Source organism: Mycobacterium sp., assembly GCF_049683355.1.
GTDB lineage: Bacteria > Actinomycetota > Actinomycetes > Mycobacteriales > Mycobacteriaceae > Mycobacterium.
The window spans coordinates 1-16485 of record NZ_JBAUJB010000352.1; the positions used below are offsets into that span (position 1 = coordinate 1).

At 66.7% G+C, this 16485-nt stretch carries 16 protein-coding genes, 1 tRNA gene and 2 pseudogenes; 9 read left to right on the top strand and 10 right to left on the bottom strand.

Annotation, left to right across the window (positions count from 1 at the left end; genetic code table 11):
• Window positions 1-53: 53 nt before the first annotated feature.
• The 5 genes and pseudogenes from WA944_RS20110 (at window position 54) to WA944_RS20130 (ending at window position 3205) form a co-directional block, all read left to right on the top strand.
• Window positions 54-127: transfer RNA gene (locus WA944_RS20110), tRNA-Gly, on the top strand.
• A 218-nt stretch (window positions 128-345) separates the two neighbouring features.
• Window positions 346-1584, top strand: a complete 1239-nt coding sequence (locus WA944_RS20115) for an NRAMP family divalent metal transporter (RefSeq protein WP_526611193.1) — start codon at window positions 346-348, stop codon at window positions 1582-1584.
• 26 nt (window positions 1585-1610) lie between these two features.
• A pseudogene (locus WA944_RS20120) lies at window positions 1611-1736 on the top strand (DUF1445 domain-containing protein); the annotation flags it as partial.
• A 36-nt stretch (window positions 1737-1772) separates the two neighbouring features.
• Window positions 1773-2084 (top strand): hypothetical protein, encoded by a 312-nt coding sequence (locus WA944_RS20125; protein ID WP_526372532.1) that lies wholly within the window; start codon window positions 1773-1775, stop codon window positions 2082-2084.
• A 332-nt stretch (window positions 2085-2416) separates the two neighbouring features.
• Window positions 2417-3205 (top strand): DUF1542 domain-containing protein, encoded by a 789-nt coding sequence (locus WA944_RS20130; RefSeq protein WP_526611195.1) that lies wholly within the window; start codon window positions 2417-2419, stop codon window positions 3203-3205.
• A 7-nt stretch (window positions 3206-3212) separates the two neighbouring features.
• Here WA944_RS20130 and WA944_RS20135 read toward each other — a convergent pair whose 3' ends face one another.
• Both WA944_RS20135 and atzF read right to left on the bottom strand, forming a co-directional pair.
• Window positions 3213-4007 (bottom strand): Fpg/Nei family DNA glycosylase, encoded by a 795-nt coding sequence (locus WA944_RS20135; RefSeq protein ID WP_526611197.1) that lies wholly within the window; start codon window positions 4005-4007, stop codon window positions 3213-3215.
• 4 nt (window positions 4008-4011) lie between these two features.
• Entirely contained in the window at window positions 4012-5640 is a 1629-nt protein-coding gene (gene atzF, locus WA944_RS20140; protein WP_526611198.1) for an allophanate hydrolase, read from the bottom strand.
• Between the two features lie 162 nt (window positions 5641-5802).
• Here atzF and WA944_RS20145 point away from each other — a divergent pair, with 162 nt between their 5' ends.
• From WA944_RS20145 to WA944_RS20155, 3 genes are read left to right on the top strand one after another with little or no spacing between them, the layout of a single operon-like run.
• Window positions 5803-6825 carry an ABC transporter substrate-binding protein gene (locus tag WA944_RS20145; RefSeq protein WP_526611199.1) on the top strand — a complete coding sequence of 341 codons (1023 nt, stop codon included), beginning with the start codon at window positions 5803-5805 and terminating at the stop codon, window positions 6823-6825.
• A complete protein-coding gene (locus WA944_RS20150) occupies window positions 6822-7694 on the top strand; it encodes an ABC transporter permease (RefSeq protein WP_526611200.1) in 873 nt (290 codons plus the stop codon). Before WA944_RS20145 ends, WA944_RS20150 begins: the two co-directional genes overlap by 4 nt.
• A 27-nt stretch (window positions 7695-7721) precedes the next feature.
• A complete protein-coding gene (locus WA944_RS20155; protein WP_526611202.1) occupies window positions 7722-8519 on the top strand; it encodes an ABC transporter ATP-binding protein in 798 nt (265 codons plus the stop codon).
• A 7-nt stretch (window positions 8520-8526) separates the two neighbouring features.
• On the opposite strand, the gene WA944_RS20160 is transcribed toward WA944_RS20155, so the two are convergent.
• The 5 genes and pseudogenes from WA944_RS20160 to WA944_RS20180 all read right to left on the bottom strand — a co-directional run bounded on the left by WA944_RS20160 (window position 8527) and on the right by WA944_RS20180 (window position 11943).
• Window positions 8527-9213 carry a GntR family transcriptional regulator gene (locus WA944_RS20160; protein WP_526611204.1) on the bottom strand — a complete coding sequence of 229 codons (687 nt, stop codon included), beginning with the start codon at window positions 9211-9213 and terminating at the stop codon, window positions 8527-8529.
• A gap of 53 nt (window positions 9214-9266) precedes the next feature.
• On the bottom strand, window positions 9267-9740 hold the full coding sequence (locus tag WA944_RS20165) for a ribose-5-phosphate isomerase (protein WP_526611206.1): 474 nt from the start codon (window positions 9738-9740) through the stop codon (window positions 9267-9269).
• A 108-nt stretch (window positions 9741-9848) separates the two neighbouring features.
• A pseudogene (locus WA944_RS20170) lies at window positions 9849-10815 on the bottom strand (isopenicillin N synthase family dioxygenase).
• Window position 10816: 1 nt separating this feature from the next.
• Window positions 10817-11242: a nucleoside deaminase gene (locus WA944_RS20175; RefSeq protein WP_526611212.1), complete on the bottom strand. Its 426-nt coding sequence runs from the start codon at window positions 11240-11242 to the stop codon at window positions 10817-10819.
• Between the two features lie 80 nt (window positions 11243-11322).
• Window positions 11323-11943 carry a mycothiol-dependent nitroreductase Rv2466c family protein gene (locus WA944_RS20180; RefSeq protein WP_526611208.1) on the bottom strand — a complete coding sequence of 207 codons (621 nt, stop codon included), beginning with the start codon at window positions 11941-11943 and terminating at the stop codon, window positions 11323-11325.
• Between the two features lie 96 nt (window positions 11944-12039).
• On the opposite strand from WA944_RS20180, the gene pepN reads away from it, so the two are divergent.
• Window positions 12040-14625: an aminopeptidase N gene (gene pepN / locus WA944_RS20185; RefSeq protein WP_526647280.1), complete on the top strand. Its 2586-nt coding sequence runs from the start codon at window positions 12040-12042 to the stop codon at window positions 14623-14625.
• A gap of 6 nt (window positions 14626-14631) precedes the next feature.
• Here the strand turns inward: pepN and WA944_RS20190 are convergent, their stop codons facing one another.
• The 3 genes from WA944_RS20190 to WA944_RS20200 all read right to left on the bottom strand — a co-directional run.
• On the bottom strand, window positions 14632-15000 hold the full coding sequence (locus WA944_RS20190; protein WP_526374197.1) for a hypothetical protein: 369 nt from the start codon (window positions 14998-15000) through the stop codon (window positions 14632-14634).
• 65 nt (window positions 15001-15065) lie between these two features.
• The gene (locus WA944_RS20195; protein ID WP_526374199.1) at window positions 15066-16205 is read right to left on the bottom strand and encodes an EspA/EspE family type VII secretion system effector; all 1140 of its coding nucleotides are present in this window, start codon (window positions 16203-16205) and stop codon (window positions 15066-15068) included.
• Between the two features lie 184 nt (window positions 16206-16389).
• Window positions 16390-16485, bottom strand: a 96-nt coding sequence (locus WA944_RS20200) for a DUF5130 family protein (RefSeq protein WP_526647281.1), incomplete at its 5' end; no start/stop codon positions are given.

Consider the following 16485-nt stretch of genomic DNA (forward strand, 5'->3'; position numbering starts at 1 on the left):
AGTTGGGCGGGGCCGGTACAGTCTGCCGGTACTGTCCTCTATGTGCAGCACATGCGGGCGTAGCTCAATGGTAGAGCCCTAGTCTTCCAAACTAGCTACGCGGGTTCGATTCCCGTCGCCCGCTCCAATAGCTCCCGTCGCCCGCTCCAATAGCTCCCGGCGCCATGACCGGTGAGCACGCGCTCGGCGTTCAGCTGCCGCGGTACGCATCCCCAACATTCCAAGGGTTCGGCGCCGTGCTGCCCGGGTATCGGCAACCGGACGACGGGGTCCTCGACGAGGCAGGCACCTCCAACACCGACAATGCCGGTTCGGACCAAATGCCGGTTCGGACCAGGGGACCACATGGCAAAGCCCGAACACTCCGCACCCGACCCCGCGGCCGTCTCCGACGACGAACGTTCAGGTCAGACGTCGGCCAAGGCGACCAGAACCGCGCTTCTGGGCGCGATGTTCCTGATGGCGACGAGTGCGGTCGGCCCCGGATTCATCACCCAGACCACCGACTTCACCGTCAGACTCGGCGCGGCATTTGCGTTCGCGATCGTCGCCTCGATCGTCATCGACTTCGCCGTCCAGTTGAACGTCTGGCGGGTCATCGGGGTATCCGGGATCCGGGCCCACGAACTCGGCAACAAGGTGCTCCCCGGTGTCGGGTACGCGCTCGCGGCACTCGTGGTGGTGGGCGGGCTGGTTTTCAACATCGGCAACACCAGCGGCGCCGGCCTCGGCACGGACGCGATGTTCGGCCTCGATCCACGCATCGGCGGCGCGGTCTCGGCGCTCATCGCCATCGGGGTGTTCCTGAGCAAGCGGGCCGGCGTCGGGCTCGACCGGATCGTGGTGATCCTCATGACCGCCTACACCGCGATCGTGTCGCGGCCACCGCTCGGTGAGGCGCTGCGCAACGCAGTGCTTCCGGAGTCGGTGAACTTCCTGGCGATCACGACGATCGTCGGCGGCACGGTGGGCGGCTACATCACCTACGCGGGCGCGCACCGCCTCCTCGACACCGGGGTGACCGGGCCGGACAACGTCGGCCGGATCACCAGCACCTCGCTCTACGGAATCATCGTCACCGGCGTCATGCGCACGCTGTTGTTCCTCGCGATCCTCGGGGTGACCGCCGGCGGCGCCGTCCTCGCCGACGACAACCCCACCGCGTCGGCGTTCGAAGCCGCCCTCGGCACCGCCGGTGGGGTGTTCTTCGGCGTCATCCTGTGGGCCGCCTCGATCACCTCGGTGATCGGCGCCGCCTACACATCGGTGTCCTTCCTCACCACGTCCAAAACCACGCGCCGCCGGCAGAACATCCTGACGGTGGGCTTCATCGCGCTCAGCGCCGTCTTGTTCGTCGTCCTCGGAGCCGCGCCGGTGACGCTGCTGATCTTCGCGGGCGCCTTCAACGGCCTGATCCTGCCCATCGGGTTCACGGTGGTGGTGTGGGTGGCCTGGAGGCGTCGCGACCTGATGCACGGCTACCGGTACCCGATGTGGCTCAAGCTCGTGGCCCTCGCCGTGTGGCTGCTGACGCTGTATCTCGGGTGGATGTCGCTGAGCGGCCTTGCGGAGCTGTGGAGCTGAGCCGACCGGCCGAGGAGGGCAGATGAATCGCCACCCAGCCGAGGCCACGGCCGCCGTCACCCCCTCGGAAGCGCCGGGACGGGTTGGTGACCCCGACGGCCGGATGGGCGGCCGGCTACGCGCAGGCCAACCTGATCGCCGTGCCGCGCGAGTAGGGGCTCGTTCCGGGATCTCCACACGATCTCCATGTGAACTCCAAGCCCGCGCAGGCGGTGTGCAAGACGCTGGTGGACATGAACGAACACACCGAAACCCTGACCAGGCCCACCTGCCCGCCCGCCCCCGCGGCAACCCCCGCCCAGCCGGTGTTCATCAGTGTCACCGAAGTGCTGCTCGGCAGCACCGCGGCCGGTTCGACGGTGGGCGCTCGTCGAGTCGGCGCGCTGCACACCTGGTGGACGGGCCGTGCCGAACGACGGGATCGTCGGCGACAGTTGGCGCGACGGCGGCCGGACTACTTCGAGCACGCGGCGATGGCCAGGGAGATGCACCGCCTGTGACCGGAGCCGGAAGTCACATCTGCATGCAGTTCCAGCAAATCATGAACACATAACTATCTTCGACACCTGCGGTTCAGTACGTCTTCTCGTCCATCGCCAGGAACACGGAAAATCCCAGCAACAGCGTGATAGCTCATGGGGAGTCTCCGGGGTTCTGCAGTCGAGGTTTGAACTGCGAACGTGAGTCTAGCCAATCTTGACACCCCTGACAATTACTGTGACCGAGTCCAGCAACGACAACGCCCTCCGGCGACGCGATCGTGGGCACCCCGGCGGCGGTGCCGCCCTCCGATCAGCGGGGCGAGGTCGCACCTGTCGGTACGCTGTGAGCCATGGAAGGCGCATTGCTCGTTTTGATCCTGCTTGTCGTCGCGGCGATCGGGGCCGGCGTGTACGCCACCGCCAACGCCGCGAAGAAGCGGCAAGCAGCATCGCTGGGCGATGCGAAGGCCGACGCGCGCCGTGTCATCGAACGGTTGGGTGGTCAGGTGTTCGCCCTCTCCGGCACCGACAACGCCTCCAAGCAGGCCCTCGCCGACGCGTCCGAGCGCTACACCGCGGCGTCCTCCCAGATCGACCAGGCCACCACAGGTCGCCAGGCCGAACTGGCCAAGGAGAGCGCGATGGAAGGGCTGTACTACGTGCGGGCGGCGCGCATCGCGATGGACATGGACCCGGGACCTGAGCTGGAGTCGCTGTCGGGTCAGCGGACAGCCGGCACCGTCACCGAGGACCGCCGAGTGCAGTTCGAGGGACGCGAGATCGAGGCGTCACCGGCCCCCTCGCAGCGCACCCCCAACTATTACCCGGGCGGCCGGGTCGCGGGCCGCCCGGTACCTGCCGGCTGGTACTCCGAGCAGTGGTGGAAGCCCGCGCTGGTCGCGGGCGCCTGGGGCATGGGTTCGGTGCTCCTGTTCAGTGCCTTGTTCTCCGGGATGGGTGGCGTCGGCTACGACGCCCAGGCGTTCGAGAACGGCTACGGGGACGGATACGGCGACGGCCTCGCCGCCGGCCAGGACGGTGGCGGCTTCGACGGAGACGGCGACACCAGTGGCGGCTGGGACACCGGCGGCGGCGACTGGGGCGGCAGCGATTTCGGTGGCGACTTCGGCGGTTTCTAGCCCTGCGTCAGCTCTGACAGCCGGGGCACCAGAACAGGTTGCGTCCCTCCAGCACCGTGGTCCGGATGCCAGTCCCACACACCCGGCACGGATCCAAAGCGCGGCGGTAGACGTATGTTCGCGGCCGGCCCTGCCGGTATGACGGTGCGCCGCGGTCGTGCTCGGGTCGCACGACGATGATCTTGCCTCTGCGCACCCCGACCTTCATCAGCGCGACGAGGTCGGTCCACATCGCGTCGAATTCGTCGGCTGTGATCGTCGTACCGGGGCGCAGCGGGTCGATCCGGTGGCGGTAGAGCAGTTCGCTCCGGTACACGTTGCCCACCCCGGCCATCACTGCCTGATCGATCAGCAGCGCGCCGATGGGCCTGCGGGACTTGCTGATTCGTCGCCACGCCAGTCCCGGGTCGGCGTCGGCACGCAACGGGTCGGGCCCCAGCTTGGCGACCACGTCGGCGACCTCGGGTTCCTCGATCACCTCGCAGACCGTCGGCCCCCGTAGGTCGGTGCCGTACTCGGCGCCCAGCATCCGCATGCGCACCTGCCCGACCGGCACCGGCAGCGGCACAGGCTTTTCGGTGAACGTTCCGTACAGCCCGAGGTGCACATGCGCCACCCGGCCGCCCTCGTAGTGGTGGAACAGATGCTTGCCCCACGCGGTGGCCTTCTTCAGCACGCGCCCGTTCACCATCGCGGCGCCGCCTTCGAATCGCCCCTGCGGGCTCGAGACGAGGACCGCTGCTCGACCGAAGCGACGCTGGTGTTGCCGGGCGAGCCGGTGCAGGGTGTGGCCCTCGGGCATGTCCTCAAGTCTGTCGTACCGCTCCGGCCGCCAGTGCGTTGGCCCAACCCCCGTACTGGCTGATGTCGGCCCCCGCCGCGGATCCGTCGCAGCCAAAAGCGGTTCGCCATGAACCATCGTCGAACTCGACCTTGCCAAGCTGCATCGGCGCGGGCAGATCAGCCAGGAATCGTCCCAACGACGCCGGCGACAACAGCCATCGATGACCGGCCAACGCGGCGCCCGCCGCACCGTCCGGCACCCGGCTGACCGCCGGTTTGGCGGGGCTCGTCGGGAGCACGGCCATCCGATACCGGGGAGCAGTGGTGATCTCACCGGCAAAGCGGGCGCCCAGGTCGGTGAGTTGATGCGCCATCGGGCCGCCCAGCAGATGCGCGCCGAACACCACCAACTCGACATGCTCGGCCACCGTCAGCGGCCAGGTATCTGTCGGTGTCGCGCCATCGTGCAGCAGTCCGGCGATGTCGAGAGCGACGGCGTCTTCGAAGGCCCGCGCCAGCACGGTCACGCCGAATTGCGCACCACCTGCCGTGCCTGCCGGCACGGCCACCCCGCACATGTCGAAGACATTGCAGAAGTTCGTGTAGGTGCCCATCCGGGAGTTCACGCCGATCGGGTCGGCGGCGACGTCGGCGATCCGGGGGTGCGTCGGCGCCGTCGGGACGAGCAGCGCGTCTGCACCTTCCAACGACGCCATTGCCACCGCGCCGAGCCGACGGGCCTCGGCGCGGTCGCGCACCAGGACGTGCGCCGGGATATCCCTGGCTGCCCTCACGATTGCTTTGACGGTCGGGTCGAACGACGCGTCAGGGTGTGCATCGATGAACTCACCCACGGCGGCGTAGCGTTCGCTCACCAGAGCACCGTCGTAGAGAAGTTTTGCGGCCGCCAGGAACGGCGCGATGTCGACCTTGACCGTCTTGGCACCGGTCGCAACGAGTCGCTCCACCGCCCTGTCGAACGCTGCGAGCCACTGTCGATCCAGTTCGGGTAGCTCGTTCGGGATCGCCACAACCGGACTCCGGGGTGCAGCCAGTTTGGTGACGGTGGGCCAAGGCCGGTCAGCCGCTCCTACCGCCAGCACCGCCATCGCACGACTGGCTAAGTCCAGACTTCGTGCGAATATCGTTACACAGTCATATGATTCGCATGCCGGTACCACTCCGGCTGTGCTCACGACACCCACCGTGGGCTTGATCGCCGCAACGCCCTGCAGTGCAGCGGGTATCCGACCGGAGCCTGCCGTATCCGTCCCGATCGCGATATCGGCCACTCCGGTAGCCACCGCTACCGCCGATCCCGAACTTGAACCACCACTGATGAATTCGGGCCTGCGGCTATCGGGCACCACCCCGAACGGCGATCGGGTGCCCACGAGGCCGGTGGCGAACTGATCGAGGTTGGTCTTGCCGACGGGGACCGCGCCCGCAGCACGCAGCACTGCCACCGGCCGTGCGTCCCGTTCTGGCATGTAAGCGAACTCCGGGCAGCCGGCCGTCGTGGGCAGACCGGCGACGTCGACGTTGTCTTTGACCGCAAGTCGAATCCCCGCCAACACACCTGCGGCACCAAGACTTTCTTCCAACTCGGCCGCCACCTCGGCGTCCGGCCGTCGGTTGATCCATACCGTCATCGCTTCCACCTCATACTCAGGGCGCAGACCACGCGGTGCCGGAAACGCAGATGTAACACACTTCATCACCTGGCAACGCGAACGTAGCGCCTAACGAACCTGTATCCGTAATCGTATACATAGCAGTACACCACGATGTATACATATAAGCGACAGGTAACCATGTCCCCACATCCGCGTCATCTCCCCCGCTTCAGCGCCCTCGTGGTGCTACTGCTGGTGGCCTCACTCGTCACCGCATGCTCCAGCATCGACTCGACATTCACCCCCCGAGCAGGTGGTGGTGGCGACGGTGATCAGGTCGTCCGCGTGGGCACCCTGCGCGGCCAACCACATCTCTTCATGCCCTTCTTCTACCAACAGTTCCTCGACGAGGGCACCAAAGCCGAAGTCCTGGTGTTCGATTCGTCTCCGGACGTGAAGAACGCGCTGGTGTCCGGCCAGATCGATGCCGCGGTGATGGGCGTGCCGGCGATGCTCGCCGGAGCAGCCGCCCAGCAGGACGTTCGGCTCATCGCGTCGTCCGCCGACGGGGGGTCGGCCATCGTCGGCAGCCCCGACGTCACCCGCGTCGGCGATCTACGAGGCAAGCGGGTCGGGTATCCGATCGGCTCGTCACAGGAGGTGATCCTGCGTTCGACACTGACCCAGGCCGGCATTGATCCGGACCGCGAACTGACGCTGGTGAACTTGGCGTTTTCCGACATGGCCAACGCCTACGCCAGCGGGCAGATCGACGCCTTCTCCTCGGCCGAAATCGGTCCGTCCGTGGCCAAGCAGAACGGCGCCCATGACGTGGTCTCGCCGTACAACACCCCGATCGGCAAGGTCAACATCGGCCTGGCAGCCACCCAGCGCACCATCGACGCCGCCCCCGGCCTGGTGCAGACGATCGTCGACGCCCATGCCGAAGCCGTCGCGTTCATGGACACCCACCGCGACGAATGGCGAGATCGTGTCGTCGGCGAGTTCGGACTCGATCCCGCGGTCGCCGCGGGTGCAATCGCCAACACGTGGCCGAGGGCTGATCTGAACGACGAGTATGTCTCGCAGGTCGACGCATTGGCCCGCGAGATGTTCGCGCTCGACCAACTGCCGACCCAACCCGAGATGTCCCAGTTCGTCGACGACACCTTCGTCCAGTCGGCGGCCACCACCACCCAGCAAGCGGGAGACCGGAAATGACCGCCACCACCGAAGCCCCGACCGCCGCGACTGCGCGCCCCAAGGAAAGGGCGGTGATGCCGCCCTCCCGCCTGGCCAAGCACGCCAAGAATCTGCTGTTCGTGGTGGCTCTGCCCCTGGTTCTGGTGGGCCTGTGGGCCCTGGCCGTGAGGGGCCAGTGGAACCTTCCGCTGGGTATCGACATGCGCTTCGTGCCGTCACCCTGGGCGGTGCTGGTCCGGACGTGGGATCTGGCTGTCGGATCCAGCGAGGCCACCAGCGGGTCGCTGTGGCGGCACACCGCGGCGAGCACCCTCCGGGTGGCCAACGGCTTTGTCATCGCCGCCGTCCTGGCGGTGCCGATCGGGCTGTTGATGGGACGGATCCGGTTCGTGATGGGCCTTTTTGACTCGACGGTCAGCCTGTTGCGACCGATTCCCGTCACCGCATGGGCACCGCTGGCGTTGTTGCTCATCGGGTTCGGTGACCGCTCGACGATCTTCCTGATCCTCATCGCGGCGTTCTTCCCGATCCTGATCAACACCATTGCCGGGGCCGCCAACGTGTCGCCGCGTCTACTCGAGGCCGCCGCGATGCTCGGCACCCCGGCGTGGAAGTCGTTCTTCACAGTGGTGCTGCCCAGCTCGATGCAATCAATCACCTCGGGGCTGCGCGTCGGGCTCGGGTTGTCCTGGGTCGTGCTCGTTGTCGGTGAAACGGTCGGGATTCGAACGGGCCTCGGAGCGTTGATCACCCAAGCCCGCGACATGAGCCGCACCGACATCATCATCGCCGGGATGGTCGTCATCGGAATCGCCGGTCTGCTCAGCGATCGACTCCTCACCCTGTCCCTACGGCTTGTGACCCGCGGCCGTCCTGGGCTGGTATGACCTACTACGAACCGAAATGAGAATCAAATGACCACTACTACAACAGCTCTGGGCGCACCGATCACGGTGGCTGACCTGACCAAGACTTTCCCGACGGAGGCGGGCCCGGTCACCGCGCTCGCCGGCCTGGATCTGGACATCGCCGCCGGAGAATTCATCGCCGTCGTGGGAGCGAGCGGATGCGGCAAATCCACTCTGCTGCGCATGCTCGCCGGGTTCGAGCTGCCCACATCCGGAATCCTCGAGGTGGGCGGGAAGACCGTGACCGCTCCAGGCCCGGACCGCGGGGTGGTATTCCAGGACTACGGTCTCTTCCCGTGGCTCACCGTCCTGGAGAACGTCGCCTACGGGCCAAAACAGAACGGCGCGTCCCGCAAAGAGGCCGTCGAACGGGCCGAACGGTTCATCGAGCTGGTCGGGCTGACTCGAGTGTCGAATCGCTTCCCCAGCCAACTGTCCGGCGGCATGCAGCAACGTGTGGCGATCGCCCGCGTGCTGTGCAATGAACCGGCGCTGATGCTGATGGACGAACCATTCGGCGCACTGGACGCGCTGACCCGCGGCTCGATGCAACGCGAACTTCAACGCATCCACCACGAAATGGGCACCACCACAGTATTTGTCACACACAGTGTCGAAGAGGCGGTCTACCTGGCCGACCGGGTCATCGTCATGGCGGGCGGGATCTCACACGGCACACCGGGCTACATCAAGGCGATTGTTCCCGTCGAGCTCGACCGCCCTCGCGACGTCAACGCTGCAGAGTTCAACGACTACCGCCGGCGGATCGGCGACCTCATCGAACACGACACCGACAGCGAGTGATCATCTGTTAGTCCCGCAGGGCCATGACGACGTCGAACATCGCCATGGCTTCGCGGGCACGCTGGATGACCACCTGGCGCGAACCGTCGATGTGGGCGTGCAGCAACGCTCGAGCGTCGGCCAGATCCCCGTCCAACGCCCTTTCGGCGATGTCGATGTGTTCGTCGATCGTGGCGAGCACCCGATCTTCGGTGAGATAGTCCAGCATCCGCATCGGCCGGATCCGGGCGTTGACGGCTTCCAACGCCGTCACCAGCGCCTGATTTCCCGACGAGGCCAGCAGCCGAAGGTGGAACTGTTCGTCTTCTTTGACGATGCCGGCGTCAGGCTTAGGCGGCGACTTGCGGAATTCGCGCCACCTCTCCAACTCCGGTTCCAGAATCGCCGCGTCGTGGCGGCGCGCACCGTTCTCGAGCCGCTGTATTCCTCGTAGCTCCAAGGTGATCCGTAGCTCGTAGAGATCCTCGAGATCGTCAACACGGGGCCGATATGGGTAGAGCCCGCGGTCCCGGCGCTCGATGAGACCGTCGGCGAGTAGTCGGGCCAGCGCCTCGCGAACCGGGGTCCGCGACACTGCATATCGCTCGGCAAGTGAATTCTCCGCGAGACGCTCGGCAGGCCGTAGGCGCCCCCACATCAAATCGTCACGAAGCGCTACGAACACCCGATCCGCCAGACTTTCCGTATCGGTCATGCCGCCTCTCACCGCCGTGTATCCAGGAGTGTATACGAGGAGGTATCCCGGGCTTAGGCGCCGGGCACCGGGGGCGCGGCGTGGGTGGTCTCGTACTCGGCGAGGATGTCGATGCGACGCTGGTGGCGCGGGGCCTGTGACCACTTGGTGGTCAGAAAGGCGTCGACGATCGCCAGTGCCTCCTCGGTGGTGTGCATGCGGCCACCGATGCCGATGAGCTGGGCGTTGTTGTGCTCGCGGGCCAGCGACGCCGTCTTGGTGCTCCAGGCCAGCGCACAGCGGGCACCCGGCACCTTGTTGGCCGCGATCTGCTCGCCGTTTCCGGAGCCGCCGAGCACGATGCCCAGGCTGCCCGGGTCGGCGACCGTCTGCTGTGCGGCCGCGATGCAGAACGTCGGATAGTCGTCGTCGGCGTCGTAGTCGAAGGCGCCGCAGTCGACCGGTTCGTGCCCCGATTGCTCGAGGTGCTCGATGACGGCCTGCTTGAGCTCGTATCCGGCGTGGTCAGCCCCGAGGTAGACGCGCATGCGGACACCCTACATTTCCCCCTGCTCCGCGAGCGCGCGCGTTTGCGCAGCAACACGCCGCCAGGCATGTGTGTTCTCGTCGCACTCGCCGGGCGCGACAGCGGCGTTTCAACCCACGGTGATGGCGTCGAGCCGCTCCTTGATGAACGCCGCCGACGTGACGGGAGGCAGTCCGGACACCTTACCAATGGGCGGCTCCAGTGGGGTGACGACCGCGTCGTGGTTGGCCTCGTAGAAATAGATGAGCGACACCAGGTCCTCTTCGGGGGCATGCGGTTGCGGCGGCAGCACCCGGTGCCGCCCCGAGGGCCAGCGCCGTCCGCTCCAGTACTCCAGGAGATCACCGATGTTCACCGTCAGGGCATCGGGGTCATACGGCGCGTCCTCCCAGCCTGTCTCATCGGAGTACACCTGCAGCCCGCCGGCGCCGGGCTCGCGGTCCAGGATGGTGACCGTCCCGAAGTCGGTGTGCGGTCCGATGCGGAACTGGCCGGGTTCCGGCTCACCCACCACGCTGACGGGTGGGTAGTGGTTGATGTTCATCGTCCACGTGGGCGTGCTCGCCATCGCCGCGAACGGGTTCGCGGGCAGGCCGAGCGCGTGCGCGAACAACGCCAGCAGTTCGTCGGCGACCCGCCGCATCTGAGCGGTGTATTCGGTGACCAGTCGCTCGAGTGAGGGCACCTCGGCCGGCCATACGTTGGGAGCGAACCAGATGCGGTCGACGTCGACGTCCCCCGTCGCGGTCTCGGCGCCGAGGCTGAAAACTCTCCTTGAGATCCGGTGGGGTCTCGGTGCCTTCGGAGTAGGCGTTGGCCTCCGCACCGGGGGCCAGCCAGCCGTGTCCACCCACGGCGACCGAGTAGCCGGCCTTGACGTGGTCGGGCTGGCCGAAGAACTCGCGGGCCGCGGCCCGGACGCCGTGCGTCAGCGCCGGGTCCACGCCGTGTCCGCGGACCAAAACGAAACCCGCTCGCTGCAGACCTGCGTCGACATCGGCGGCGACCTCATCGGCGCTGCGGCCTCCTTCGCGCCAACGTGAAAGATCAACGGTCGCAACGGCACTCTGACCAATCTCAGTCACCGATGTCCTCCGCCCACAGGTCCGGGTTGGCCGCGATGAACTCCTGCATCATCGTCACGCAACGATCGTCGTCGAGCAGGGTGACCGACACCCCGTTCTCGGCCAGCCAGTCGTGGCCACCGGTGAAGGTCCGACTCTCCCCGATCACCACGGCACCGATGTTGAACTGCCGGACCAACCCGCTGCAATACCAGCACGGTGAGAGGGTGGTGACCATCACCGTCGACCGGTAGCCGCGTTGCCGGCCGGCGCTGCGGAACGCGTCGGTCTCGGCGTGGATGGACGGGTCGTCGAGCTGCACGCGCCGGTTGTGGCCGCGGCCGAGCACCGTGCCATCGGTCGAGAACAGCGCGGCGCCGATCGGGATACCGCCTTCGGACAACCCTTTTCGCGCCTCCTCCACGGCGACGTCGAGCATCTCCAGTGGCGAGCTCACACCTTCTCGGCGGCGATCTTGGAGCGGCACAGAAGCAAGTATGCCGCGCCGGCGAGCCCGCGTCAGTCGAAGACCGGCGGCTCGGTACGGGTGCGCTTGAGTTCCCAGAAGTGGGGGTACGAGGCGAAGATCACCGAGGCGTCCCACAGCTTGCCCGCGTCTTCGCCGCGCGGGATGCGCGACAGCACCGGCCCGAAGAACGCCACGCCGTCGACGTGGATCGTCGGCGTGCCGACGTCTTCGCCGACCGCGTCCATTCCGGCATGGTGACTCTCCCGCAGCGCCGCGTCGTAGGTGTCGCTGGTCGCCGCGTCCGCCAGTTCGGCGGGCAAGCCCACCTCCTCGAGGGACTCCCTGATCACCTGGCTGAAATCACTGTCGAAGTCGCGATAGTCCTTGTCGTGGATGCGGGTCCCCATCGCCGTGTAGAGCGGCCCGAGCACGTCGGCGCCGTTGGCCTTCTCGGCGGCGATCGCCACGCGCACCGGTCCCCACGCCGTCTTCATCATCTCCTGGTACTCCTCGGGCAGATCCCTGCCCTCGTTGAGCACCGCCAGGCTCATCACGTGGAACTGCACGTCGATGTCGCGGACTTTCTCCACTTCAAGGATCCAGCGCGAGGTGATCCAGCACCACGGGCACAGCGGGTCGAACCAGAAATCGGCGCGGGACTTCTCGGGCATGGGTTGGTCCTCTCTTCGAAGCTGTGACACACGTCGCTTCTGCACAACCATCGGCGCCCGTCGTGTCTTCCCGTGGTCAGGCTAGTGTTGCCTAGCGTGGCCCTTCCTAATCTGACCCGCGACCAGGCAGCCGAGCGCGCCGCTCTCGTCACTGTGGACAGCTATCACATCGCCCTGGATCTCACCGACGGCGACGGCAAGCCCGGCGAGCGCACATTCCGTTCGCTGACAACCGTCGAATTCGACGCACTCGCCGGCGCGGACACCTATATCGACCTCGCCGCGGAGCACATCCGCGGCGCCACGCTCAACGGCACCGACATCGACGTGTCGGGCTACGACGAGTCGACCGGCGTGCAGCTGACCGGCCTGGCCGAGCACAACGTCCTGGTGATCGACGCGGACTGCCGCTACTCGAACACCGGCGAGGGCCTGCACCGCTTCGTCGACCCCGTCGACGACGAGGTCTACCTCTACTCGCAGTTCGAAACCGCCGACGCCAAGCGGATGTTCGCCTGCTTCGACCAGCCCGACCTCAAGGCTGTCTTCAACGTCAGCGTGACCACGCCGGCGCACTGGGAGGTCATCTCCAACGGCGCCACCGTCGATGTCGCCCAGGCCGGCCCCGCCAAGCAACACACCTTCGCGGCCACCCCGCGGATGAGCACCTATCTGGTGGCGCTGATCGCCGGACCGTACGCACGCTGGGATGACGTGTACTCCGATGCCCACGGCGAGATCCCGCTCGGCATCTTCTGCCGCAAGTCCCTGGCTGAGTACATGGACGACGACCGGCTGTTCACCGAGACCAAGCAGGGCTTCGCCTTCTACCACGACAACTTCGGCACCCCGTACGCCTTCGGCAAGTACGACCAGCTATTCGTCCCGGAGTTCAACGCCGGCGCGATGGAGAACGCCGGAGCGGTGACCTTCCTCGAGGACTACGTCTTCCGGTCGAAGGTGACCCGGGCGTCGTACGAACGTCGCGCCGAGACGGTGCTGCACGAGATGGCCCACATGTGGTTCGGCGATCTGGTGACCATGCGGTGGTGGGACGATCTGTGGCTCAACGAATCGTTCGCGACATTCGCCTCGGTGCTGTGCCAGGCCGAGTCCACCGAGTACACCCAAGCCTGGACGACGTTCGCCAACGTCGAGAAATCCTGGGCCTACCGGCAGGATCAGCTGCCGTCCACGCATCCGGTGGCCGCCGACATCCCCGACCTGCACGCCGTCGAGGTGAATTTCGACGGCATCACCTACGCCAAGGGCGCCAGCGTGCTCAAGCAGCTGGTGGCCTACGTCAGCCTGGAGGCGTTTCTCGCCGGTCTGCGGGACTACTTCCGAGACCACGCATTCGGCAACGCTACGTTCGGCGATCTCCTTGGCGCGCTGGAGAAGTCATCGGGTCGTGACCTGTCGGGCTGGGGCCGGCAGTGGCTCAAGACCACCGGGCTGAACACGTTGCGTCCGGAATTCGACGTCGACGCCGACGGCAGGTTCACCCGGTTCGCCATCGATCAGGGCGGCGCCAAACCAGGTGCGGGCGAGTCCCGGGTTCACCGGCTGGCGGTCGGCATCTACGACCAGGACGAGACCGGCAAGTTGGTGCGGGTGCATCGCGAGGAGCTCGACGTCGAGGGTGAGACCACCGAAGTAGCTGCACTGCAAGGCGTTCCGCGGGGGAAGCTGGTCCTGGTCAACGATGACGACCTGACCTACTGCTCACTGCGGCTGGATCCCGAGTCGTTGCAGACGGTGCTGACCCGCATCGCCGACATCGCCGAGCCTCTACCCCGCACCCTGGCCTGGTCGGCAGCCTGGGAGATGACCCGCGACGCGGAGTTGCGCGCCCGCGACTTCGTCGCACTCGTGATGAGCGGTTTGCATGCCGAGTCCGAGGTGGGAGTGGCGCAGCGCCTCATCCTGCAGGCGCAGACCGCGCTGAGTTCCTACGCCGACCCGGACTGGGCGGCCGCGAATGGCTGGCCCGCCTTCGGCGATGCGCTCCTGGACCTGGCGCGTGAGTCCGCTCCTGGTTCGGACCACCAGTTGGCCTTCGTCAACGCGCTCTGCACCTCGGTGCTCTCCCCGAACCACGTCGCTGTGTTGTCGACCCTGCTGGACAACGAGCCCGCGGCGGTGAACATGGAGGGCCTGGTGCTCGACACCGACCTGCGGTGGCGCATCGTGACCGCGCTTGCCGCCAGCGGAAACCTCGATGCCGACGGCGCCGAGACCCCGTTCATCGATGCCGAGGCGAACAACGATCCCACCGCCACCGGGCGCCGCCACGCCGCGGCCGCCGCGGCCGCGCGGCCACAGGCGCCGGTCAAGGAGTCCGCGTGGCAGCAGGTGGTCGAGGATGACACGCTGGCCAACATCACGGCGCGGGCGATCATCGGTGGCTTCGTGCGACCCGGTCAGGGCGAGCTGCTGGCACCGTTCCGGGCCAGGTACTTCGAGGCCATCTCCGGTGTGTGGGAGCGGCGTTCGAGCGAGGTCGCGCAGACCGTCGTCATCGGGTTGTACCCGTCCTGGGACATCAGCCAGGACGCGCTGGACGCCGCCGATGAGTTCCTCGCCGATCCCGATGTGCCGCCGGCACTGCGCAGGCTGGTGCTGGAAGGCCGCGCAGGGGTGGAACGTTCGCTGCGGGCAAGGGAATTCGACGCAGGCTGAGCTTCTTTAGGGCGCTTCGACCGACCACGCTTCGGGGCACCGGCGCCGAAGTGCATCGGCAGTTCCATATATCGTGTCCCCGGCTCGCATGACCTCAGCGTCCTTGTCGGGGCCAGGTGCACCGGCGACATCGCCCTGTTGGACGTCGGCGAGTTGAGAAAAGCCCTGCGCCCACTTCTCCAAATCCATCTGGAGCTGGCGGTCAGTCACCGATCCGGTGGCCGTACGCACAGTTTCGGCGAATCCGGCGCTGACGCCACCGCCCGTCTGATCCTGTCCGTCCATCGCCCTGAACTCACGGGCCAACCGGGCGACGACGGCGCAATCGGACGTCGATGCGCCTGACGACGACGAGTCGTTGTCGCGCCACAGCATGACCCCGAGTACAGCCCCGAACACCGCAATTGCACACAGAGCGAGTAGTAGCCACCGTCCTCGACTCATGACCCCCCCGAGGAGATGACCGGCTTGTCGGCGGATGGCACCGGAAGGGTCACTTGACCGCCGAGTGGGTCAGGAACATAGAGCGGCAGCCGCGGATTGTCGGCCTGGATTGCGTATATGTCCTTGATGTCGATCGGCGACCATTGGTTGGTTCCCCACGGGAGCGTGGGATATCCCGCTGCGTCATTATGAGGCACCATCGCTTTGAGGTGCTCGGCTTCGAAGTCGTAGGACACCCAGGTCGCATGGTGCCACTTGCCTTCTTGTAGCACCCATTTCGTATGCGATGGTTCACCACTGAATCCTTCACCGGTCACCCGAAACCGGTACGCCTCTTTCATCGTCCATGCCGGCTGTACCCCCCAGCCGTTGGGGGGAGGTGGTGCGACCTCTTGCAGCCCGGACGTACCACCCACCACGGGAGGATCCACACTCCGGTGCCACGGTCGGGGAACTGCTGTCGGCCCCATCGGCGGCCCCCCACCAGGGCCTGGTGGGAATCCCTGGCCAAGCTCCCATCTGCCACCGCCGGGCGCGGAATCTGGTGGCGGTGGCGGATCGAACGGGTAGGTCCACGGCGAGTCCTCGTCGTCGACAGCATTGAGTGGACCGTCACCGGCCCCAGCTTCATCTCCGGTCCCGAGTTTGAGCTCACCTCGCAGCGCCTGGTACTCGGAGCCGATGCTATGGATCCGGCCGGCAATCTGGGCCATATCCGTGTGCGAACGTTGCAGGATCTCGACGACCTCACCGCTGCCTCGGCTGACCACCGGGTAGAGCATCCGTTCACCCTGCGGGGTCTGAGGCACAGTCGCGGCGGCGTTCGTCACCCAGTCCCGCACCGCCTCGAGGTCGCGCCGCCCGGCGGCCACGACCGCAGCCGACCTGTCGACCTCGGCGCGCAGCCGTCGGTCAAGATGCGCCGCTCCTCCGAGAACACCCGCGTGCTGGTCGTTGACCGCGGCGTAGGCATCCGACGCCGGGCCCTGCCAGGGTTCCTCGGGCTTGGCAGCTCGAACTTCGGACTGCAACCGCAACAACGTCGCACTTTCGTCGAAGGCGGACCCGTCCTGCGGTAGGCCTTCACCGAAGGTGGCACGCGCCTTGGCCCACACCGCCATGAAAGCATCCAGCACACCCAAGGCCCGAACCTCCCCTCAGCAGCCGACAGTCAATTCTAGGACCGCCGAGGCACCGGTCCACGCAGCATCTGCGTCACCGCCAAAGTGAAGCCACGGTCGCGATCGCCGGGCGAATCACAGCCCGGAACGCTATTTCGCGGTACAGGTAGCGACGCTATTTCGCCGCGCAGGGCGAGGGTCAGTGCGGCGAGACGCCGGCCGAGAGCACCCGCACGCCGCTGATCAGCCCGTCGATCAGGTTGCCCTCTTTGAAGGACGCGGCAGCGGCAGACAC

Coding starts and splice junctions, on each gene's coding strand:
- WA944_RS20115 (WP_526611193.1), top strand. CDS start 346: ATGGCAAAGCCCGAACACTCCGCACCCGACCCCGCGGCCGTCTCCGAC.
- WA944_RS20130 (WP_526611195.1), top strand. CDS start 2,417: ATGGAAGGCGCATTGCTCGTTTTGATCCTGCTTGTCGTCGCGGCGATC.
- WA944_RS20135 (WP_526611197.1), bottom strand. CDS start 4,007: ATGCCCGAGGGCCACACCCTGCACCGGCTCGCCCGGCAACACCAGCGT.
- atzF (WP_526611198.1), bottom strand. CDS start 5,640: ATGACGGTATGGATCAACCGACGGCCGGACGCCGAGGTGGCGGCCGAG.
- WA944_RS20145 (WP_526611199.1), top strand. CDS start 5,803: ATGTCCCCACATCCGCGTCATCTCCCCCGCTTCAGCGCCCTCGTGGTG.
- WA944_RS20150 (WP_526611200.1), top strand. CDS start 6,822: ATGACCGCCACCACCGAAGCCCCGACCGCCGCGACTGCGCGCCCCAAG.
- WA944_RS20155 (WP_526611202.1), top strand. CDS start 7,722: ATGACCACTACTACAACAGCTCTGGGCGCACCGATCACGGTGGCTGAC.
- WA944_RS20160 (WP_526611204.1), bottom strand. CDS start 9,213: ATGACCGATACGGAAAGTCTGGCGGATCGGGTGTTCGTAGCGCTTCGT.
- WA944_RS20165 (WP_526611206.1), bottom strand. CDS start 9,740: ATGCGCGTCTACCTCGGGGCTGACCACGCCGGATACGAGCTCAAGCAG.
- WA944_RS20175 (WP_526611212.1), bottom strand. CDS start 11,242: ATGCTCGACGTCGCCGTGGAGGAGGCGCGAAAAGGGTTGTCCGAAGGC.
- WA944_RS20180 (WP_526611208.1), bottom strand. CDS start 11,943: ATGCCCGAGAAGTCCCGCGCCGATTTCTGGTTCGACCCGCTGTGCCCG.
- WA944_RS20190 (WP_526374197.1), bottom strand. CDS start 15,000: ATGCTGTGGCGCGACAACGACTCGTCGTCGTCAGGCGCATCGACGTCC.